The 19,047-nt window shown below is 70.6% G+C and carries 15 protein-coding genes; 1 reads left to right on the plus strand and 14 read right to left on the minus strand.

The annotated features are described in order from the left end of the window. The first annotated feature begins 127 nt into the window (after window positions 1-127). Window positions 128-1,069 carry a M56 family metallopeptidase gene (locus tag ACFVIU_RS10325; protein ID WP_385841830.1) on the plus strand — a complete coding sequence of 314 codons (942 nt, stop codon included), beginning with the start codon at window positions 128-130 and terminating at the stop codon, window positions 1,067-1,069. Window positions 1,070-1,154: 85 nt separating this feature from the next. Here the strand turns inward: ACFVIU_RS10325 and recQ are convergent, their stop codons facing one another. From recQ to ACFVIU_RS10395, 14 genes are all read right to left on the minus strand, one after another. Beyond that, window positions 1,155-3,152 carry a DNA helicase RecQ gene (gene recQ, locus ACFVIU_RS10330; RefSeq protein WP_385841831.1) on the minus strand — a complete coding sequence of 666 codons (1,998 nt, stop codon included), beginning with the start codon at window positions 3,150-3,152 and terminating at the stop codon, window positions 1,155-1,157. A gap of 206 nt (window positions 3,153-3,358) precedes the next feature. Further along, window positions 3,359-5,008, minus strand: coding sequence for an NADH-quinone oxidoreductase subunit NuoN (gene nuoN, locus ACFVIU_RS10335; protein ID WP_385841832.1), 1,650 nt, complete (start codon window positions 5,006-5,008; stop codon window positions 3,359-3,361). Beyond that, window positions 5,005-6,576: an NADH-quinone oxidoreductase subunit M gene (locus ACFVIU_RS10340; protein ID WP_385841833.1), complete on the minus strand. Its 1,572-nt coding sequence runs from the start codon at window positions 6,574-6,576 to the stop codon at window positions 5,005-5,007. Before ACFVIU_RS10340 ends, nuoN begins: the two co-directional genes overlap by 4 nt. A gap of 5 nt (window positions 6,577-6,581) precedes the next feature. After that, window positions 6,582-8,528 (minus strand): NADH-quinone oxidoreductase subunit L, encoded by a 1,947-nt coding sequence (gene nuoL / locus ACFVIU_RS10345; protein WP_385841834.1) that lies wholly within the window; start codon window positions 8,526-8,528, stop codon window positions 6,582-6,584. A 15-nt stretch (window positions 8,529-8,543) separates the two neighbouring features. Then, window positions 8,544-8,843, minus strand: coding sequence for an NADH-quinone oxidoreductase subunit NuoK (gene nuoK / locus ACFVIU_RS10350; RefSeq protein WP_385841835.1), 300 nt, complete (start codon window positions 8,841-8,843; stop codon window positions 8,544-8,546). Beyond that, complete coding sequence (locus tag ACFVIU_RS10355; protein WP_385841836.1) at window positions 8,840-9,682, minus strand: NADH-quinone oxidoreductase subunit J; 843 nt, start codon at window positions 9,680-9,682, stop codon at window positions 8,840-8,842. The genes nuoK and ACFVIU_RS10355 overlap by 4 nt, the downstream gene beginning before the upstream one ends. Continuing rightward, entirely contained in the window at window positions 9,679-10,290 is a 612-nt protein-coding gene (gene nuoI, locus ACFVIU_RS10360; protein ID WP_385841837.1) for an NADH-quinone oxidoreductase subunit NuoI, read from the minus strand. Before nuoI ends, ACFVIU_RS10355 begins: the two co-directional genes overlap by 4 nt. After that, window positions 10,283-11,653 carry an NADH-quinone oxidoreductase subunit NuoH gene (gene nuoH / locus ACFVIU_RS10365; RefSeq protein WP_385841838.1) on the minus strand — a complete coding sequence of 457 codons (1,371 nt, stop codon included), beginning with the start codon at window positions 11,651-11,653 and terminating at the stop codon, window positions 10,283-10,285. Before nuoH ends, nuoI begins: the two co-directional genes overlap by 8 nt. Further along, entirely contained in the window at window positions 11,650-14,178 is a 2,529-nt protein-coding gene (locus ACFVIU_RS10370; protein WP_385841839.1) for an NADH-quinone oxidoreductase subunit G, read from the minus strand. The genes nuoH and ACFVIU_RS10370 overlap by 4 nt, the downstream gene beginning before the upstream one ends. Then, window positions 14,175-15,521, minus strand: coding sequence for an NADH-quinone oxidoreductase subunit NuoF (gene nuoF / locus ACFVIU_RS10375; protein WP_385841840.1), 1,347 nt, complete (start codon window positions 15,519-15,521; stop codon window positions 14,175-14,177). The genes ACFVIU_RS10370 and nuoF overlap by 4 nt, the downstream gene beginning before the upstream one ends. Further along, window positions 15,521-16,387 carry an NADH-quinone oxidoreductase subunit NuoE gene (gene nuoE, locus ACFVIU_RS10380; protein ID WP_385841841.1) on the minus strand — a complete coding sequence of 289 codons (867 nt, stop codon included), beginning with the start codon at window positions 16,385-16,387 and terminating at the stop codon, window positions 15,521-15,523. The genes nuoF and nuoE overlap by 1 nt, the downstream gene beginning before the upstream one ends. Beyond that, window positions 16,384-17,712 (minus strand): NADH-quinone oxidoreductase subunit D, encoded by a 1,329-nt coding sequence (locus ACFVIU_RS10385; RefSeq protein WP_385841842.1) that lies wholly within the window; start codon window positions 17,710-17,712, stop codon window positions 16,384-16,386. Before ACFVIU_RS10385 ends, nuoE begins: the two co-directional genes overlap by 4 nt. Beyond that, window positions 17,709-18,482: an NADH-quinone oxidoreductase subunit C gene (locus ACFVIU_RS10390; RefSeq protein WP_385841843.1), complete on the minus strand. Its 774-nt coding sequence runs from the start codon at window positions 18,480-18,482 to the stop codon at window positions 17,709-17,711. The genes ACFVIU_RS10385 and ACFVIU_RS10390 overlap by 4 nt, the downstream gene beginning before the upstream one ends. Next, window positions 18,479-19,033 carry a NuoB/complex I 20 kDa subunit family protein gene (locus tag ACFVIU_RS10395; RefSeq protein WP_385841844.1) on the minus strand — a complete coding sequence of 185 codons (555 nt, stop codon included), beginning with the start codon at window positions 19,031-19,033 and terminating at the stop codon, window positions 18,479-18,481. Before ACFVIU_RS10395 ends, ACFVIU_RS10390 begins: the two co-directional genes overlap by 4 nt. Window positions 19,034-19,047 lie beyond the last annotated feature (14 nt).

Raw genomic sequence — 19,047 nt, forward strand, 5'->3', positions numbered from 1 at the left:
GCGGGCGCGCGGGCGGGCCCCCGCCCCCCCCGCCGGCCCCCCCCCCCCCCCCGCCGCCCGCCCGCCCCCCCCCCCCCCCCCCCGCCGATATCCGCACACCTCTCCGACCAGGAACCGGAGCCCCGGCATGACCGTCTGCCTGCTCCTGCTGAGTGTCGTCGCGCTGACGGCGGCCGTCCCGGCACCGCGCGCGCTGACCCGCGCCGGCTGGCCCGAGCGGGAACCCGTGGTCGCGTTGTGGGTGTGGCAGTGCCTGGTCGCCACCGTCCTGCTGTGCTGTCTGACGGCACTGGTGCTGGGCGCGGCGGCCGTCTTCCACACCGTCCGCGACCGGGTGTTCGCGCCGGCGCCGCCCTCCGTCACCGCCGCCTACGACCTCTCCGCCGCCCCGGTGTGGGCCGCCGCGCTGACCGTCCTGCTGGCCTGCGGGGCCGCCTGGACGACCGCGATGCTCGCCCGGGAGCTGGTCGAGGCGCGTCGCAGCCGCGACCAGGCCCGGGCGCAGCTGCGCGAACGCGCCCCCGAGCTGCCGGCCGGGCTGCCCGCGGCGCGCGGTCCGATGCTGGTGCTGGAGGACGAGTACCCGGACGCCTGGTGGATGCCCGGGCACCCGGCTCAGCTCGTCGTCACCACGGGGGCGCTGCACCGGCTCACCGACCACCAGCTGGACGCCGTCCTGACCCACGAGCGGGGTCACGCCCGCGCCCACCACGACTGGCTGCTGCACCTGTCCACCGCGCTCGCCACCGGCTTTCCGCGCGTGCCGCTCTTCGCCCACTTCTGCGACCAGACGCACCGCCTGGTGGAACTGGCCGCCGACGACACCGCCTCCCGGCGCTGCGGGCACCTGACCACCGCCCTCGCGCTGATCGAGCTGAACCAGCACCGGGGCGTGCTGTCCTGCGCCTCCAGCCGCCGGCTGCTCGGCGAACGCGTGGACCGGCTGCTGGAGCCGCCGCCCCGGCTGCTGCGCCGGCAGCGGGCCCTGACGACGACGGTGGCCGCGCTGGTGCCGCTGCTGCCCCTCCTGATCACCTTCGCGCCCGGACTGCTGACGACGCTGGCATGACCGGGTCGTGCGGCGGGGCGGCGGGGCGAACGGCCGCTCCGTCCAGTCGCCCGTGACGTCCAGCCGCCCGCTCTGTCCAGTCGCCCTATATCCAGTCGTCCGGCTCCGGCTCCGGTTCCTCGGCAGGCTCGGGCCAGTGGTCCTCCTGGCCTGGGCCGGCGACCGGGTTCGGGGCCGGGTTCGCGCCGTCGAGGGTCGCCAGCACCGCGAGGACGCCCTCCCCGTAGGTCGCCAGCTTCTTCTCGCCGACGCCGTTCACCGCGCCCAGCTCCCGCACCGAGCCGGGCCGGCGGGTGACGATCTCCCGCAGGGTGGCGTCGTTGAAGATGAAGTACGCCGGGACGCCCTGCTCCCGGGCCCGCTCGGCACGCCAGGCACGCAGCGCCTCGAAGGCGGGCAGCAGCTCGTCGGGCAGCTCGGCCGCGGCGGCTCTCGGCTTGCGGTCGCCGCCCGAGGAGCCCGACCGGGACCGGGAGACGGCCGGCTTCTTCGGCTCCTTGCGCAGCGGCACCTCGCGCTCCCGCCGCAGCACCGAACCGCTCGCCTCGGTGAGCACCAGCGTGCCGTACTCCCCCTCGACCGCGAGCAGCCCCTGCGCCAGCAGCTGCCGGATGACGCCCCGCCACTCCGCCTCGGTGAGGTCCTGGCCGATGCCGAACACCGACAGCTGGTCGTGGTCGAACTGGATCACCTTGCCGGTGCGCTTGCCGAGCAGGATGTCCACGATCTGCATCGCGCCGAACTTCTGCCCGCGCTCCCGCTGGAGCCGTACCACCGTCGACAGTGCTTTCTGGGCGGCGATCGTGCCGTCCCAGGTCTCAGGCGGGGTGAGGCAGGTGTCGCAGTTGCCGCAGTCCGCGGCCGGGGCGTCCTGGCCGAAGTAGGCGAGCAGCTGGCCGCGGCGGCAGCGGGCGGTCTCGCAGAGCGCGAGCATCGCGTCGAGGTGGGCCTGGGCCCGCCGGCGGAACGCCTCGTCGCCCTCGCCGGACTGGATCAGCTTGCGCTGCTGGATGACGTCGTTGAGGCCGTACGCCATCCAGGCCGTGGAGGGCAGGCCGTCCCGGCCGGCGCGGCCGGTCTCCTGGTAGTAGCCCTCGATCGACTTGGGCAGGTCCAGGTGGGCGACGAAGCGCACGTCCGGCTTGTCGATGCCCATGCCGAAGGCGATGGTCGCCACCACGATCAGGCCGTCCTCGCGCAGGAACCGGGACTGGTGCGCGGCGCGGGTGCCCGCGTCCAGGCCCGCGTGGTACGGCACCGCCGCGATGCCGTTGGCGGTCAGGAACTCCGCCGTGCGCTCCACCGAGTTGCGGGAGAGGCAGTACACGATGCCGGCGTCGCCCGGGTGCTCCTCGCGGAGGAAGGCGAGCAGCTGCTTCCTGGGGTCGGCCTTGGGGACGATCCGGTACTGGATGTTGGGCCGGTCGAAACTGGCGACGAAGTGGCGGGCCGCCGGCAGGTTCAGCCGCTGGGTGATCTCCTCGTGGGTGGCGCGCGTGGCCGTGGCGGTCAGGGCGATCCGCGGGACGTCCGGCCAGCGCTCGCCGAGGAGGGACAGGGTGAGATAGTCCGGGCGGAAGTCGTGGCCCCACTGGGACACGCAGTGCGCCTCGTCGATCGCGAAGACGGAGATCTTGCCGCGGGAGAGCAGGTCGAGCGTGCCCTCCAGGCGCAGTCGCTCCGGGGCCAGGTAGAGCAGGTCCAGCTCGCCGGCCAGGAACTCGGCCTCGACCGTGCGACGCTCGTCGAAGTCCTGCGTGGAGTTGATGAAGCCGGCCCGCACGCCGAGGGCGCGCAGCGCGTCCACCTGGTCCTGCATGAGCGCGATCAGCGGGGAGATCACTATGCCCGTACCGGGCCTGACCAGGGCGGGGATCTGGTAGCACAGCGACTTGCCGCCGCCGGTCGGCATGAGGACGAGGGCGTCGCCGCCCGCCACCACATGCTCGATGATCGCTTCCTGCTCGCCCCGGAAGGCCTCGTATCCGAAGACCCGGTGCAGTGTGGCCAGCGCCTCGCTGGCGGCCGCTCCCGGCCCCTCGGTCACCCTTGGCATCTCGCTGATCCCGCCCGTCGCGCCCATCGTCCTGTCCCCCGCCGGTCCCCCGTGTGTCGTCCGTCGACCACTTCCTCAACGATAGGGGGCCGGACCGACAGCCCCGGAGTTATCCACAGGCTCGGCCGGATCCGGTGCGGTGTCGCTCGTCACCGAGCCAGGAAGCGGACAGGCCGCTGCCCGGCGCCCTCGGGGAAGAGGGAGCCGGGCAGCGGCCGGTCCGGTGGGCAGAATCAGCGCACGAACACCCCGGCCTGGCCCGCCAGGTCCAGGAAGTACTGGGGTGCCACACCCAGGACGAGCGTGACCGCGACGCCGACCCCGATCGCCAGCGTGGTCAGCGGCGACGGCACGGCCACGGTCGGACCCTCGGGCCGCGGTTCGCTGAAGAACATGAGCACGATCACCCGGATGTAGAAGAACGCCGCGATCGCCGAGGAGATCACACCGATCACCACCAGCGGGACCGCGCCGCCGTCCGCCGCCGCCTTGAACACGGCGAACTTCCCCGCGAACCCGGAGGTCAGCGGGATACCGGCGAAGGCCAGCAGGAACACCGCGAACACGGCCGCGACCAGCGGCGAGCGGCGGCCGAGCCCCGCCCACTTGGACAGGTGGGTGGCCTCGCCGCCCGCGTCGCGGACCAGGGTGACCACGGCGAACGCGCCGATCGTCACGAACGAGTAGCCGGCCAGGTAGAAGAGGACCGAGGAGACGCCCTCCTTCGACGTGGCGATGACACCCGCGAGGATGAATCCGGCGTGCGCGATGGACGAGTACGCCAGCAGTCGCTTGATGTCGGTCTGGGTGATCGCGACAATCGCGCCGCCCAGCATGGTGATGATGGCCACCGCCCACATCACCGGCCGCCAGTCCCAGCGCAGGCCGGGCAGGACGACGTACAGCAGGCGGAGCAGGGCGCCGAACGCGGCCACCTTGGTCGCCGCCGCCATGAAGCCGGTCACCGGGGTCGGGGCGCCCTGGTAGACGTCGGGCGTCCACATGTGGAACGGCACCGCGCCCACCTTGAACAGCAGCCCCATCACGATCATCGCGGCGCCGACCAGCAGCAGCGCGTCGTTGCCCATGGTGTTGGCGAGGGCCGGGTCGACGTCGGTGACCGTGCCGTCGACGACCTGGGCGATCCGCGCGTACGACACGGAGCCCGCGTAGCCGTAGAGCAGGGCGACGCCGAACAGGGTGAAGGCGGAGGCGAACGCGCCGAGCAGGAAGTACTTGACCGCGGCCTCCTGCGACATCAGCCGCTTGCGGCGGGCCAGCGCGCACAGCAGGTACAGCGGCAGGGAGAAGACCTCCAGGGCCACGAACAGGGTCAGCAGGTCGTTGGCCGAGGGGAAGACCAGCATGCCGCCGACCGCGAAGAGGAGCAGCGGGAACACCTCGGTGGTGGTGAACCCGGCCTTGACCGCGGCCTGCTCGCTGTCGCTGCCCGGCACGGACGCGGCCTGGGCGGCGAAGGAGTCGACGCGGTTGCCGTGCGCGGCCGGGTCCAGGCGCCGCTCGGCGAAGGTGAACAGGGCGACCAGAGCGGCCAGCAGGATCGTGCCCTGGAGGAAGAGGGCCGGGCCGTCGACCGCGATCGCCCCCATGGCGGCGATGTGCGCCTTCGTGGTGCCGTAGCCGTCGGCCGCCAGCCCGACCACCGCGGCGAACGCGGCGCACAGCGCCACGACGGAGACGAACAGCTGGGCGTAGTAGCGGGATCTGCGCGGGACGAACGCCTCGATCAGCACGCCGACGAGCGCGGCGCCGATGACGATCAGAGTCGGCGACAATTGTCCGTATTCGATCTTCGGCGCCGGGATCTTGGCGATCGGGTCGGCCGCGGTTGTCCACAGGCTGTGGACGGCTGTTGCGCTCACTTGGCCGCCTCCACCGAGGGCTTGGGGTCGGTCTTGTGTACGTCGGACATGGTCTGCTGGACCGCGGGGTTGACGATGTCCGTGACGGGCTTCGGGTAGACGCCGAGGAAGATCAGCAGCACGATCAGCGGGGCGACGACCACGAGCTCCCGCACGCGCAGGTCGGGCATCGCCGACACCTCGGGCTTCACCGGGCCGGTCATCGTCCGCTGGTACAGCACGAGGGTGTAGAGCGCGGCGAGGACGATGCCGAAGGTGGCGATGACGCCGATCGCCGGGTAGCGCGTGAAGGTGCCGACCAGGACCAGGAACTCGCTGACGAACGGTGCGAGACCGGGCAGCGAGAGCGTGGCGAGGCCACCGATCAGGAAGGTGCCGGCGAGCACCGGGGCGACCTTCTGCACACCGCCGTAGTCGGCGATGAGCCGCGAGCCCCGCCGGGAGATCAGGAAGCCGGCGACCAGCATCAGCGCGGCCGTGGAGATGCCGTGGTTGACCATGTACAGGGTGGCGCCGGACTGGCCCTGGCTGGTCATCGCGAAGATGCCCAGGATGATGAAGCCGAAGTGGGAGATCGACGCGTACGCCACCAGACGCTTGATGTCCCGCTGGCCGACGGCGAGCAGGGCGCCGTAGACGATGCTGATCAGCGCCAGTACGAGGATCACGGGTGTCGCCCACTTGCTGGCCGCGGGGAACAGCTGGAGGCAGAAGCGGAGCATCGCGAAGGTGCCCACCTTGTCGACGACCGCGGTGATGAGGACGGCGACGGGGGCGGTGGACTCCTGCATGGCGTTGGGCAGCCAGGTGTGCAGCGGCCACAGCGGCGCCTTGACCGCGAAGGCGAAGAAGAAGCCGAGGAACAGCCAGCGTTCGGTGCCCGTCGCCATGTGCAGCGTGCCGTTCGCGCGCGCGTGGGCGATCTCCTGGAGGGAGAAGTTCCCGGCGACCACATAGAGGCCGATCACCGCGGCCAGCATGATCAGACCGCCGACCAGGTTGTAGAGCAGGAACTTCACCGCGGCGTAGGACCGCTGCCGCGAGGCCGCCTCCTCCCCGTGCTCGTGCGCACGGTCCCCGAAGCCGCCGATGAGGAAGTACATCGGAATGAGCATCGCTTCGAAGAAGATGTAGAAGAGGAAGACGTCCGTCGCCTCGAACGAGATGACCACCATCGCCTCGACGGCGAGGATCAGCGCGAAGAAGCCCTGGGTGGGCCGCCAGCGGCGGCTGCCCGTCTCCAGCGGATCGGCGTCGTGCCAGCCGGCCAGGACGATGAACGGGATCAGCAGGGCGGTCAGCGCGATCAGCGCGACCGCGATGCCGTCGACGCCCAGCTCGTACCGGACCCCGAAGTCCTTGATCCAGGCGTGGGACTCGGTGAGCTGGTAGCGGGCGCCGCCCGGGTCGAAGCGGACCAGGACGGTGATCGCCAGGGCGAGCGTGGCGAGCGAGACGAGCAGCGCCAGCCACTTGGCGGCGGTGCGCCGCGCGGCCGGCACGGCGGCCGTGGCGACGGCCCCGAGCGCCGGGAGCGCCGCCGTCGCTGTCAGCAGAGGAAAGGACATCGGTATCAGACCGCCCTCATCAGCAGGGTCGCGGCGACCAGCAGGGCCGCGCCGCCGAACATCGAGACCGCGTAGGAGCGGGCGAAGCCGTTCTGGAGCCGGCGCAGCCGTGCGGACAGACCGCCGAAGCCGGCCGCCGTGCCGTTGACGACACCGTCCACCAGGGTGTGGTCGACGTAGACCAGGGAGCGCGTCAGGTGCTCGCCGCCGCGCACCAGGACCACATGGTTGAAGTCGTCCTGGAGCAGGTCGCGGCGGGCCGCGCGGGTGAGCAGGGAGCCGCGCGGGGCGACGGCCGGGACGGGCTTGCGGCCGTACTGGGCCCAGGCGATGCCGACGCCGATGACCAGGCAGACCATGGTGGCCCCGGTGACCGTCGCGGCGCCGACCGGGGAGTGGCCCTCGCTGTGCCCGGTGACCGGCTCCAGCCAGTGCAGGAAGCGGTCGCCGATGCTGAAGAAGGCACCGCCGAAGACCGAGCCGAACGCCAGCACGATCATCGGGATCGTCATGACCTTCGGGGACTCGTGCGGATGCGGTTCGGCGTGCGCGCCGCGCGTCTCGGCGGCCGGTTCCACGCTGGGCTCGGCCGGGGACGGGGTGGGCTGGTTCCGCCAGCGCTCCTCTCCGAAGAACGTCATCAGCATCACGCGCGTCATGTAGAAGGCTGTGATGGCGGCGCCCAGCAGGGCCACGCCGCCGAGGATCCAGCCCTCGGTGCCGCCCTTGGCGAAGGCCGCCTCGATGATCTTGTCCTTGGAGAAGAAGCCGGACAGGCCCGGGAAGCCGATGATGGCGAGGTAGCCGAGGCCGAAGGTGACGAACGTGACCGGCATGTACTTCCGCAGGCCGCCGTAGCGGCGCATGTCGACCTCGTCGTTCATGCCGTGCATGACCGAACCGGCGCCGAGGAAGAGGCCGGCCTTGAAGAAGCCGTGGGTCACCAGGTGCATGATCGCGAAGACGTAGCCGATGGGGCCGAGGCCCGCGGCGAGGACCATGTAGCCGATCTGGGACATGGTCGAGCCGGCCAGCGCCTTCTTGATGTCGTCCTTGGCGCAACCGACGATCGCACCGAACAGCAGCGTGACCGCGCCGACCACGGTGACGGCCAGCTGGGCGTCGGGGGCCGCGTTGAAGATCGCTGCCGAGCGGACGATGAGGTACACGCCCGCGGTCACCATCGTCGCCGCGTGGATCAGGGCCGAGACCGGGGTCGGGCCCTCCATGGCGTCGCCGAGCCAGGACTGGAGCGGCACCTGCGCGGACTTGCCGCAGGCGGCGAGCAGCAGCATCAGGCCGATCGCGGTCAGCTTGCCCTCGGAGGCGTCGGTGGCGTGGCCGAGGACCGGGCCGAAGGCGAAGCTGCCGAAGGTGGTGAACATCAGCATGATCGCGATCGACAGGCCCATGTCGCCGACGCGGTTGACCAGGAAGGCCTTCTTCGCGGCCGTGGCGGCGCTCGGCTTGTGCTGCCAGAAGCCGATCAGCAGGTAGGAGGCGAGACCGACGCCCTCCCAGCCGACGTACAGCAGCAGGTAGTTGTCGGCGAGGACCAGCAGGAGCATCGCCGCGAGGAACAGGTTCAGGTAGCCGAAGAAGCGGCGGCGGCGCTCGTCGTGCTCCATGTACCCGACCGAGTACAGGTGGATCAGTGAGCCGACACCCGTGATCAGCAGCACGAACGTCATGGACAGCTGGTCCAGGCGGAGGGTGGCGTCCGCCTGGAACCCGGCCACCGGGACCCAGCTGAACAGGTGCTTGACGAGGGTGCGGTGTTCGGCGTTCCTGCCGAGCAGATCGGCGAACAGGACCAGGCCGAACACGAAGGAGGCGGCCGACAGGAGCGTGCCGACCCAGTGGCCGACGCGGTCCAGGCGCCGGCCGCCGACCAGCAGGACGGCCGCTCCGAGCAGGGGCGCCGCGATGAGCAGCGCGATCAGGTTCTCCACGATTCTTCCGACCCCTTACAGCTTCATCAGGCTGGCGTCGTCGACCGAGGCCGAGTGGCGGGTGCGGAACAGCGACACGATGATCGCGAGGCCCACCACGACCTCCGCGGCGGCGACGACCATCGTGAAGAAGGCGATGATCTGGCCGTCGAGGTTGCCGTGCATCCGGGAGAAGACGACGAACGCGAGGTTGCAGGCGTTCAGCATCAGTTCGATGCACATGAAGACCACGATGGCGTTGCGCCGGATCAGGACGCCGGTCGCGCCGATCGTGAACAGCACCGCGGCGAGGTACAGGTAGTTGACCGGGTTCACTTCGACGCCTCCTCGGACCGCTTGAACGTCGCCGGTTCGACCGCCCTGCGCTCCAGGCGTTCCTCCGCGCGCTGCTCCAGCGCCCTCAGGTCCTCCAGCGCCTCCGCGGACACGTCGCGGATCTGGCCGCGCTCGCGCAGGGTCCGGTTGACGGTCAGTTCGGAGGCGGTGCCGTCGGGGAGCAGGCCCGCGATGTCCACGGCGTTGTGCCGGGCGTAGACACCGGGAGCGGGCAGCGGCGGGACGTGCTTGCCCGCGCGGACGCGCTGTTCGGACAGCTCGCGCTGGGTGCGGGCGCGCTCGGTGCGCTCGCGGTGGGTGAGCACCATGGCGCCGACGGCGGCCGTGATCAGCAGGGCGCCGGTGATCTCGAACGCGAAGACGTACTTGGTGAAGATGAGGGAGGCGAGGCCCTCCACGTTGCCGCCCGCGTTCGCCTTGCCGGCGCCGTCGAAGTCCTTCAGGGAGGCGTTCCCGATGCCCGCCAGGAGCAGCACGCCGAAGCCGGTCCCGCACAGCAGGGCCAGCCAGCGCTGGCCCTTGATGGTCTCCCGCAGCGAGTCCGCGGCCGTGACGCCGACGAGCATCACCACGAACAGGAACAGCATCATGATCGCGCCGGTGTAGACGACGATCTGCACGATGCCCAGGAAGTAGGCGCCGTTGGCGAGGTAGAACACCGCCAGCACGATCATCGTGCCGGCCAGGCTCAGGGCGCTGTGCACGGCCTTCTTCATGAAGACGGTGCCCAGGGCGCCGAGCACGGCGACGGTGCCGAGCACCCAGAACTGGAAGGCCTCGCCGGTGGAGGTGGAGTAGGCGGCGAGCTGCGCGCTCATGCCTCCACCTCCTCGGTGTCCGTGGCCTCGGGGGTCTCCCCCTTGGAGACGGCGACCTGGCGGACCGTGCCGGGCGCGGCCTGGGTGACCAGGCCCCGGTAGTAGTCCTGTTCGTCCGTGCCCGGGAAGATCGCGTGCGGGGTGTCGACCATGCCCTCCTCGAGACCGGCGAGCAGCTGCTCCTTGGTGTAGATGAGGTTGGCGCGGCTGGAGTCGGCCAGTTCGAACTCGTTGGTCATCGTGAGCGCGCGCGTGGGGCACGCCTCGATGCACAGGCCGCACAGGATGCAGCGGGCGTAGTTGATCTGGTAGACGCGGCCGTACCGCTCGCCGGGCGAGTAGCGCTCCTCGTCGGTGTTGTCGGCGCCTTCGACATAGATGGCGTCGGCGGGGCAGGCCCAGGCGCACAGCTCGCAGCCGACGCACTTCTCCAGGCCGTCCGGATGGCGGTTGAGCTGGTGCCGTCCGTGAAACCGCGGAGCCGTGGTCTTCTTCTGCTCCGGGTACTGCTCGGTCAGCCGCTTCTTGAACATGGCCTTGAAGGTCACGCCGAAGCCGGCCACGGGGTTCAGGAAACCGGGCTTGGTCTCCTTGGGCTCCTCAGCCATCGGACGCCTCCTTTCCCTGCGAAGATCCGACAGTTCCGTCACTGACAGTGTCCGGCCCGCCACTGACAATCAGCTCCCGCTCGCGGCGGGGGCGCCGCCTGGGCACCGGCGGCAGCTCCTGTCCGGGCAGCGGCGGCACGGGGAATCCGCCCGCCATCGGGTCGAATCCCGGCTCGGCGGCCACCTCTTCGGCCGTCTGCGCCTTCGCCCGGAACATGTCGGCGACGAAGGAGATCAGCAGCAGCGCGAGGACGCCGCCGCCGACGTACAGGGCGATGTCGGCGAAGTCGTAGTTCTCGTTGCGCAGCGCCCGTACGGTCGCGACCAGCATCAGCCAGGTCACCGAGACCGGGATGAGGACCTTCCAGCCGAGCTTCATCAGCTGGTCGTAGCGGACCCGCGGAAGCGTGCCGCGCAGCCAGATGAAGAAGAACAGCAGCAGCTGGACCTTGATCACGAACCAGAGCAGCGGCCACCAGCCGTGGTTCGCGCCCTCCCAGAAGCCGCTGATCGGCCAGGGCGCGCGCCAGCCGCCGAGGAACAGGGTGGTCGAGACGGCCGAGACCGTCACCATGTTGACGTACTCGGCGAGCATGAACATCGCGAACTTGATCGACGAGTACTCGGTGTTGAAGCCGCCGACCAGGTCGCCCTCGGACTCCGGCATGTCGAAGGGCGCGCGGTTGGTCTCGCCGACCATGGTGACGATGTAGAGGATGAAGGAGACCGGCAGCAGCAGGATGTACCAGCGGTCGTGCTGCTGCTCCACGATCCGGGACGTCGACATCGACCCCGAGTAGAGGAACACGGACGCGAACGCGGCGCCCATGGCGATCTCGTACGAGATCATCTGAGCGCAGGAGCGCAGGCCGCCGAGGAGCGGATAGGTGGATCCGGAGCTCCAGCCCGCGAGCACGATGCCGTAGATGCCGACGGAGGCGACCGCGAGGATGTAGAGCATCGCGATCGGCAGGTCGGTGAGCTGCATCGTGGTGCGCTGGCCGAAGACCGAGATCTCGTTGTCGGCCGGCCCGAAGGGGATCACCGCGATCGCCATGAAGGCCGGGATGGCCGCGACGATCGGCGCGAGGACGTACACCACCTTGTCCGCGCGCTTGACGATGACGTCTTCCTTGAGCATCAGCTTCACGCCGTCGGCGAGCGACTGGAGCATGCCCCAGGGCCCGTGCCGGTTGGGGCCGATGCGCAGCTGCATCCAGGCGACGACCTTGCGTTCCCAGACGATGGAGAACAGCACGGTCACCATCAGGAAGGCGAAGCAGAAGACGGCCTTGACGACGACCAGCCACCACGGGTCGCGGCCGAACATCGAGAGGTCTTCAACAGCGAGGTACGGGCTCATGCCTCCACCTCCTCGGGGGCCTCTCCGGCGACTGCCGCCGGGCCGATACGGACGAGCGAGCCGGGCCGCGCCCCGGTGTCGGAGGCGACGCCGGAACCGGCGGAGTTCAGCGGGAGCCAGACCACCCGGTCGGGCATCTCGGTGATCAGCAGCGGCAGTTCGACGCGGCCGGCCGGGCCGGTGACCACGAGGGTCTCGCCGTCCCGCACGCCGGCCTCGGCGGCCGTCGCGGCCGACACGCGTGCGCGTGCGGCGTGCCGGGTGCCGGCGAGCGCCTCGTCGCCCTCCTGGAGGACGCCCTGGTCGAGCAGGAGCCGGTGCCCGGCGAGCACCGCCTCGCCGACGGCCGGCCGGGGCAGCACGCCCGCCACCTCCAGGGGATCCGTGGCCCGGGCTCCGTCCCAGGAGCCGAGCCGGTCGATCTCCGCGCGGGTGCTGCGCAGATCGGGCAGGCCCAGCCGGCAGCGTCCGTCGGCGCCTTCGGCACGGTCCATGGCGTCGGCGAGCATGTGCAGCACGCGCGTGTCGGTCGGCGCCAGGCGGCGGGTCATCTGCTCGGGCTTCAGCGCCGCCTCGAAGAAGCGCACGCGGCCCTCCCAGTTGAGGAAGGTGCCCGCCTTCTCGGCGACCGCGGCGACCGGCAGGACGACATCGGCGTGCTCGGTGACCTCGCTGGGCCGCAGCTCCAGCGAGACCAGGAAGCCGACGCTGCGCAGCGCCTCACGCGCGCGTGCCGGGTCGGGCAGGTCGGCGACCTCGACGCCCGCGACCACGAGGGCCGACAGTTCGCCGGTCGCGGCGGCCTCGATGATGTGATGGGTGTCGCGGCCGTAGCGCAGCGGGAGTTCGGCGAGCCCCCAGGCGGCGGCGACCTGCTCCCGCGCGCGCGGGTCGGTCGCCGGACGGCCGCCCGGCAGCAGCGAGGGCAGCGCGCCCACCTCGATCGCTCCGCGCTCACCGGCCCGGCGCGGGATCCACACCAACTGGGCGCCGGTCGCCGTGGCGGCGCGTACGGCGGCGGTGAGCCCGCCGGCCACGGCGGCCAGCCGCTCGCCCACGACGATGACGGCGCCCTCGGCGCGCAGCGCCTCGGCGGCACGGGTGCCCGGCTCCTCCAGGCCGACGCCGCCCGCGAGCGCGTCCAGCCACTCGGTCTCGGTGCCGGGAGCGGCCGGCAGCAGGGTGCCGCCCGCCTTCTCCAGGCCCCGGGTCGCGTGCGTGGCCAGCGCGAACACCCGCTGCCCGCGCTTGCGCCAGGCCTTGCGCAGCCGCAGGAAGACGCCGGGGGCCTCCTCCTCCGACTCGAAGCCGACCAGCAGGACGGCGGGTGCCTGCTCCAGCGCCGTGTACGTGACGCCCGTACCGTCGAGGTCACGGCCGCGGCCGGCCACCCGGGCGGCCAGGAAGTCGGCCTCCTCGCCGCTGTGCACGCGCGCGCGGAAGTCGATGTCGTTGGTGTCGAGCGCCACGCGCGCGAACTTGCTGTAGGCGTAGGCGTCCTCGACGGTCAGCCGGCCGCCGATGAGGACGCCGGCCCGGGAGCGGGCGGCGGTCAGGCCCTGCGCGGCCACTTCCAGGGCCTCGGGCCAGGAGGCGGGCTCCAGTACCCCGTCGGCGTTGCGGACGAGCGGGGTGTCGAGCCGGTCCTTGAGCTGGGCGTACCGGAACGCGAAGCGCCCCTTGTCGCACACCCACTCCTCGTTGACCTCGGGGTCCGGGGTCGCGAGCCGCCGCATCACCTTGCCGCGCCGGTGGTCGGTGCGCACGGCGCAGCCGCCCGCGCAGTGTTCGCACACCGAGTGCGAGGAGACGAGGTCGAAGGGGCGGGAGCGGAACCGGTAGGCCGCGGAGGTGAGCGCGCCGACCGGGCAGATCTGGATGGTGTTGCCGGAGAAGTACGACTCGAACGGGTCGCCCTCGCCGGTGCCGACCTGTTGCAGCGCGCCCCGCTCGACCAGCTCGATCATCGGGTCGCCGGCGATCTGGTTGGAGAAGCGGGTGCAGCGGGCGCACAGCACGCACCGCTCGCGGTCGAGCAGCACCTGGGTGGAGATCGGTACGGGCTTCTCGTAGGTCCGCTTGCGGCCCTCGAAGCGGGACTCGGCGTTGCCGTGCGACATGGCCTGGTTCTGGAGCGGGCACTCGCCGCCCTTGTCGCAGACCGGGCAGTCCAGCGGGTGGTTGATGAGGAGCAGCTCCATCACCCCGTGCTGGGCCTTCTCGGCCACCGGCGAGGTGAGCTGGGTCTTCACCACCATGCCGTCGGTGCAGGTGATGGTGCAGGACGCCATCGGCTTGCGCTGGCCCTCGACCTCCACGATGCACTGCCGGCAGGCGCCGGCCGGGTCCAGGAGGGGGTGGTCGCAGAAGCGGGGGATCTCGATGCCGAGCTGCTCGGCGGCCCGGATGACCAGGGTGCCCTTGGGCACGCTGATCTCGACGCCGTCGATCGTCAGCGTGACGAGGTCTTCCGGCGGGACCGCCGCCTCTCCGCCCCCCGCGGGGGCGCTCGTGGTCACGGTCATGCGTTCACCTCCGGGCGGTCCGCCCAGGCCGTCGACTTGGCCGGGTCGAAGGGGCAGCCCCGGCCCGTGATGTGCTGCTCGTACTCCTCACGGAAGTACTTCAGCGAGGAGAAGATCGGGGACGCGGCGCCGTCGCCGAGGGCGCAGAAGGACTTGCCGTTGATGTTGTCGGCGATGTCGGCGAGCTTGTCGAGGTCGGCCATGGCGCCCTTGCCGGCCTCGATGTCCCGGAGCAACTGCACCAGCCAGTACGTCCCTTCGCGGCAGGGGGTGCACTTGCCGCAGGACTCGTGGGCGTAGAACTCGGTCCAGCGGGTCACCGCCCGCACCACGCAGGTCGTCTCGTCGAAGCACTGCAACGCCTTGGTGCCCAGCATGGAACCCGCGGCGCCCACCCCTTCGTAGTCGAGGGGGACGTCGAGATGCTCGTCGGTGAACATCGGCGTGGAGGAGCCACCCGGGGTCCAGAACTTCAGCCGGTGTCCGGGCCGCATCCCGCCGCTCATGTCGAGGAGCTGGCGGAGCGTGATGCCGAGCGGGGCCTCGTACTGGCCGGGGCTGGCGACATGGCCGCTGAGCGAGTAGAGCGTGAAGCCCGGGGACTTCTCGCTGCCCATCGACCTGAACCAGTCTTTCCCGTTCTTCATGATGGCGGGAACCGACGCGATCGACTCGACGTTGTTCACTACAGTCGGACAGGCATAGAGGCCTTCCACCGCAGGGAAGGGGGGACGCAGCCGCGGTTGGCCACGGCGGCCCTCGAGCGAGTCGAGCAGCGCGGTCTCCTCACCGCAGATGTACGCCCCGGCGCCGGCGTGCACGGTGAGAGTGAGGTCGAGCCCGCTGCCCAGGATGTTCTCGCCGAGATAGCCCGCCGCATAGGCCTCGCGCACGGCCTCGTGCAACCGCCGCAGTACGGGGACGACTTCACCCCGCAGATAGATGAAGGCATGCGACGACCTGATGGCATAGCACGCGATCACAATGCCCTCGATGAGGCTGTGCGGGTTCGCGAAGAGGAGCGGGATGTCCTTGCAGGTGCCGGGCTCCGACTCGTCGGCGTTGACAACTAGATAGTGCGGTTTTCCATCACCCTGAGGAATGAACTGCCACTTCATTCCGGTCGGGAATCCCGCTCCGCCGCGGCCTCGCAGCCCGGACTCCTTGACGTAGGCGATCACGTCGTCCGGTGACATGGCGAGCGCCTTGCGGAGCCCCTCGTACCCCTCGTGCCTCTGGTAGACGTCCAGGGTCCAGGACCGGTCCTCGTCCCAGAAGGCCGACAGCACGGGTGCGAGCAGCTTCTCGGGGCTGGTGTCCTTGAGTTCGGGTACCACGGTCATCACTCCCCCTCCTCGGTGGCAGGCCCTGCCGGGTGGGCAGGATCGGAGGCCGATGTCCGAAGCGGCGCGTCATGGGAACTGAGGTGCTCGGACGGCGACGGCTCGTGCACCGTGTCCTGTGGCACCTCCTGCGGACCTCCGCGCGGATGGACCACGCGCGCGGGTGCGGCCTCTCCCCTTGCCAGGCGAAGGCCCACCAGCGACGCGGGTCCCGCACTGCCGCTCTCCTCGACGGCCCCGGGCCGCTCGTCGGGGAAGCCGGCCAGGATCCGCGCGGTCTCCTTGAAGGTGCACAGCCGCGCCCCGCGCGTGGGCTCCACGGGCCGGCCCGCGCGCAGGTCGTCGACCAGGCGCTTGGCGCTCGCCGGGGTCTGGTTGTCGAAGAACTCCCAGTTGACCATCACGACCGGCGCGTAGTCGCAGGCCGCGTTGCACTCGATGTGCTCCAGGGTGACCAGGCCGTCGTCGGTGGTCTCGCCGTTGCCGACGCCCAGGTAGTCCTGGAGGGTCTCGAAGATCGCGTCGCCGCCCATCACCGCGCACAGCGTGTTGGTGCACACGCCGACCTGGTAGTCGCCGGAGGCCTTGCGCCGGTACATGGTGTAGAAGGTGGCGACCGCGGTGACCTCGGCGGTGGTCAGGCCCAGCATGTCCGCGCAGAACCGCATCCCGGTGCGCGTGACGTGCCCCTCCTCCGACTGCACGAGGTGCAGCAGCGGCAGCAGCGCGGACCGGGAGTTCGGGTAGCGCGCGATCACCTCGCGCGCGTCCGCCTCCAGCCGGGCCCGGACGTCGTCCGGGTAGGGGGGCGCGGGCAGTTCGGGCATGCCCAGGCCGACGCCCCGCTCCGTAGAAGAGGTGTTCACCGGTCGACGCCTCCCAGCACGGGGTCGATGGACGCAATGACGACGATGACGTCGGCCACCTGGCCGCCCTCGCACATCGCCGCCAGTGCCTGAAGGTTGGCGAAGGACGGGTCGCGGAAGTGGACCCGGTAGGGGCGGGTGCCGCCGTCGGAGACGACATGCGCTCCCAGTTCGCCCTTGGGTGACTCGACGGCCACGTACGCCTGTCCCGGCGGGACGCGGAAGCCCTCGGTGACCAGCTTGAAGTGGTGGATCAGGGCCTCCATGGAGGTGCCCATGATCTTCTTGATGTGGTCGAGGGAGTTGCCGAGCCCGTCGGGTCCCAGGGCGAGCTGGGCGGGCCAGGCGATCTTCTTGTCGGCGACCATGACCGGTCCGGGCTGGAGCCGGTCCAGGCACTGCTCGACGATCCTGAGCGACTGGCGCATCTCCTCCAGGCGGATCAGGAAGCGGCCGTAGGCGTCGCAGGTGTCGGCGGTCGGGATGTCGAAGTCGTAGGTCTCGTAGCCGCAGTACGGCTGGGTCTTGCGCAGGTCGTGCGGCAGGCCGGCGGAGCGCAGGATGGGGCCGGTGACGCCGAGGGACATGCAGCCGCTCAGGTCGAGATAGGCGATGTCCTGCATGCGGCCCTTGAAGATGGGGTTCCCGGTGGCGAGCTTGTCGTACTCCGGGAAGTTCTTCTTCATCTTCTTCACGAACTCGCGGATCTGGTCCACCGCGCCGGGCGGCAGGTCCTGGGCGAGTCCGCCGGGGCGGATGTACGCGTGGTTCATCCGCAGACCGGTGATCAGCTCGAAGAGGTCGAGAATCATTTCACGATCACGGAATCCGTAGATCATGATCGTGGTGGCGCCCAGCTCCATGCCGCCGGTGGCGATGGCGACCAGGTGGGAGGACATCCGGTTCAGCTCCATCAGGAGCACTCGGATGATCTTGGCGCGCTCGGTGATCTCGTCCTCGATGCCGAGGAGCTTCTCGACGGCGAGACAGTAGGCGGTCTCGTTGAAGAAGGACGTCAGGTAGTCCATGCGCGTCACGTACGTGGTGCCCTGCGTCCACGTCCGGTACTCGAGGTTCTTCTCGATACCGGTGTGCAGGTAGCCGACGCCGCAGCGGGCCTCGGTGACCGTCTCGCCCTCGATCTCCAGGATCAGGCGGAGCACTCCATGGGTGGACGGGTGCTGGGGACCCATGTTGACGACGATGCGTTCGTCGTCGGCGCGGGCCGCGGACCGGACGACCTCGTCCCAGTCGCCACCGGTGACCGTGTAGACGGTGCCCTCGGTGGTTTCCCGGGCGGCTGCTGAGGGGGTGCTGCTGCTCACGAGTACGACCTCCGCTGGTCCGGAGCCGGGATCTGGGCGCCCTTGTACTCGACGGGGATGCCGCCGAGGGGGTAGTCCTTGCGCTGCGGGTGGCCCTGCCAGTCGTCCGGCATGAGGATCCGGGTGAGGGCGGGGTGGCCGTCGAAGACGATCCCGAAGAAGTCGTAGGTCTCGCGCTCGTGCCAGTCGTTCGTCGGGTAGACGGGGACCAGCGACGGGACGTGCGGGTCGCTGTCGGGACAGCTGACTTCGAGGCGGATCAGCCGGTTGTGGGTGATCGAGCGCAGGTGGTAGACGGCGTGCAGCTCGCGTCCCTTGTCGTGCGGGTAGTGGACGCCGCTGACGCCGGTGCACAGTTCGAAGCGCAGGGCGGGGTCGTCGCGCAGGGTCTGGGCGACGCGGAGCAGATGCTCGCGTTCGATGTGGAAGGTCAGCTCGCCCCGGTCGACGACCGTCTTCTCGATGACGTTGTCCGGGAGGAGGCCCTGTTCCTCCAGGGCGCCCTCCAGCTCGTCGGCGATCTCGTCGAACGCGCCGCCGGGGCCGCCGTAGGGGCGGACCGCCGGTCCCGGGAGCCGGACCGAGCGGACCAGACCGCCGTAGCCGGAGGTGTCACCGCCGTTGTTCGCGCCGAACATGCCGCGCTGGACGCGGATCTCCTCGCCGCCCTGGCCGCGCTGGCCGGGGAGGTTGGAGGCGGAGAGGTCCTTCTCGGGGTTCACCCCGTTCGCGGACCCGTTCGCGCCGTGGGTGCCGTTGGCGTCGCTCACCGCAGCAGCCCCTTCATCTCGATCGTGGGCAGGGCCTTGAGCGCCGCTTCCTCGGCCTCGCGGGCCGCTTCCTCCGCGTTGACCCCGAGCTTCGAGGTCTGGATCTTGTGGTGCAGCTTGAGGATCGCGTCCATCAGCATCTCGGGGCGCGGCGGGCAGCCGGGCAGGTAGATGTCGACGGGCACGATGTGGTCGACGCCCTGCACGATCGCGTAGTTGTTGAACATGCCGCCCGAGGAGGCGCAGACGCCCATGGAGATCACCCACTTGGGGTTGGGCATCTGGTCGTAGATCTGCCGCAGGACGGGGGCCATCTTCTGGCTGACCCGGCCCGCGACGATCATCAGGTCGGCCTGGCGCGGCGAGCCGCGGAAGACCTCCATGCCGAACCGTGCCAGGTCGTACCTGCCCGCGCCGGTCGCCATCAGCTCGAAGGCGCAGCAGGCGAGGCCGAAGGTGGCGGGGAAGACGGACGCCTTACGCACCCACCCCGCGGCCTGTTCGACGGTGCTCAGCAGGAATCCGCTCGGCAGCTTTTCTTCGAGTCCCATGTCAGTTAGGCCCC

It is taken from the genome of Streptomyces sp. NPDC127190 (assembly GCF_042672505.1).
GTDB lineage: Bacteria > Actinomycetota > Actinomycetes > Streptomycetales > Streptomycetaceae > Streptomyces.

Excerpts from the sequence above, each read along its gene's own strand:
- nuoI (WP_385841837.1), bottom strand. The coding sequence starts at position 10,290 with ATGGCTGAGGAGCCCAAGGAGACCAAGCCCGGTTTCCTGAACCCCGTG.
- ACFVIU_RS10340 (WP_385841833.1), bottom strand. The coding sequence starts at position 6,576 with ATGTCCTTTCCTCTGCTGACAGCGACGGCGGCGCTCCCGGCGCTCGGG.
- ACFVIU_RS10355 (WP_385841836.1), bottom strand. The coding sequence starts at position 9,682 with ATGAGCGCGCAGCTCGCCGCCTACTCCACCTCCACCGGCGAGGCCTTC.
- recQ (WP_385841831.1), bottom strand. The coding sequence starts at position 3,152 with ATGGGCGCGACGGGCGGGATCAGCGAGATGCCAAGGGTGACCGAGGGG.
- ACFVIU_RS10395 (WP_385841844.1), bottom strand. The coding sequence starts at position 19,033 with ATGGGACTCGAAGAAAAGCTGCCGAGCGGATTCCTGCTGAGCACCGTC.
- nuoH (WP_385841838.1), bottom strand. The coding sequence starts at position 11,653 with ATGAGCCCGTACCTCGCTGTTGAAGACCTCTCGATGTTCGGCCGCGAC.
- ACFVIU_RS10370 (WP_385841839.1), bottom strand. The coding sequence starts at position 14,178 with ATGACCGTGACCACGAGCGCCCCCGCGGGGGGCGGAGAGGCGGCGGTC.
- nuoF (WP_385841840.1), bottom strand. The coding sequence starts at position 15,521 with ATGACCGTGGTACCCGAACTCAAGGACACCAGCCCCGAGAAGCTGCTC.
- ACFVIU_RS10325 (WP_385841830.1), top strand. The coding sequence starts at position 128 with ATGACCGTCTGCCTGCTCCTGCTGAGTGTCGTCGCGCTGACGGCGGCC.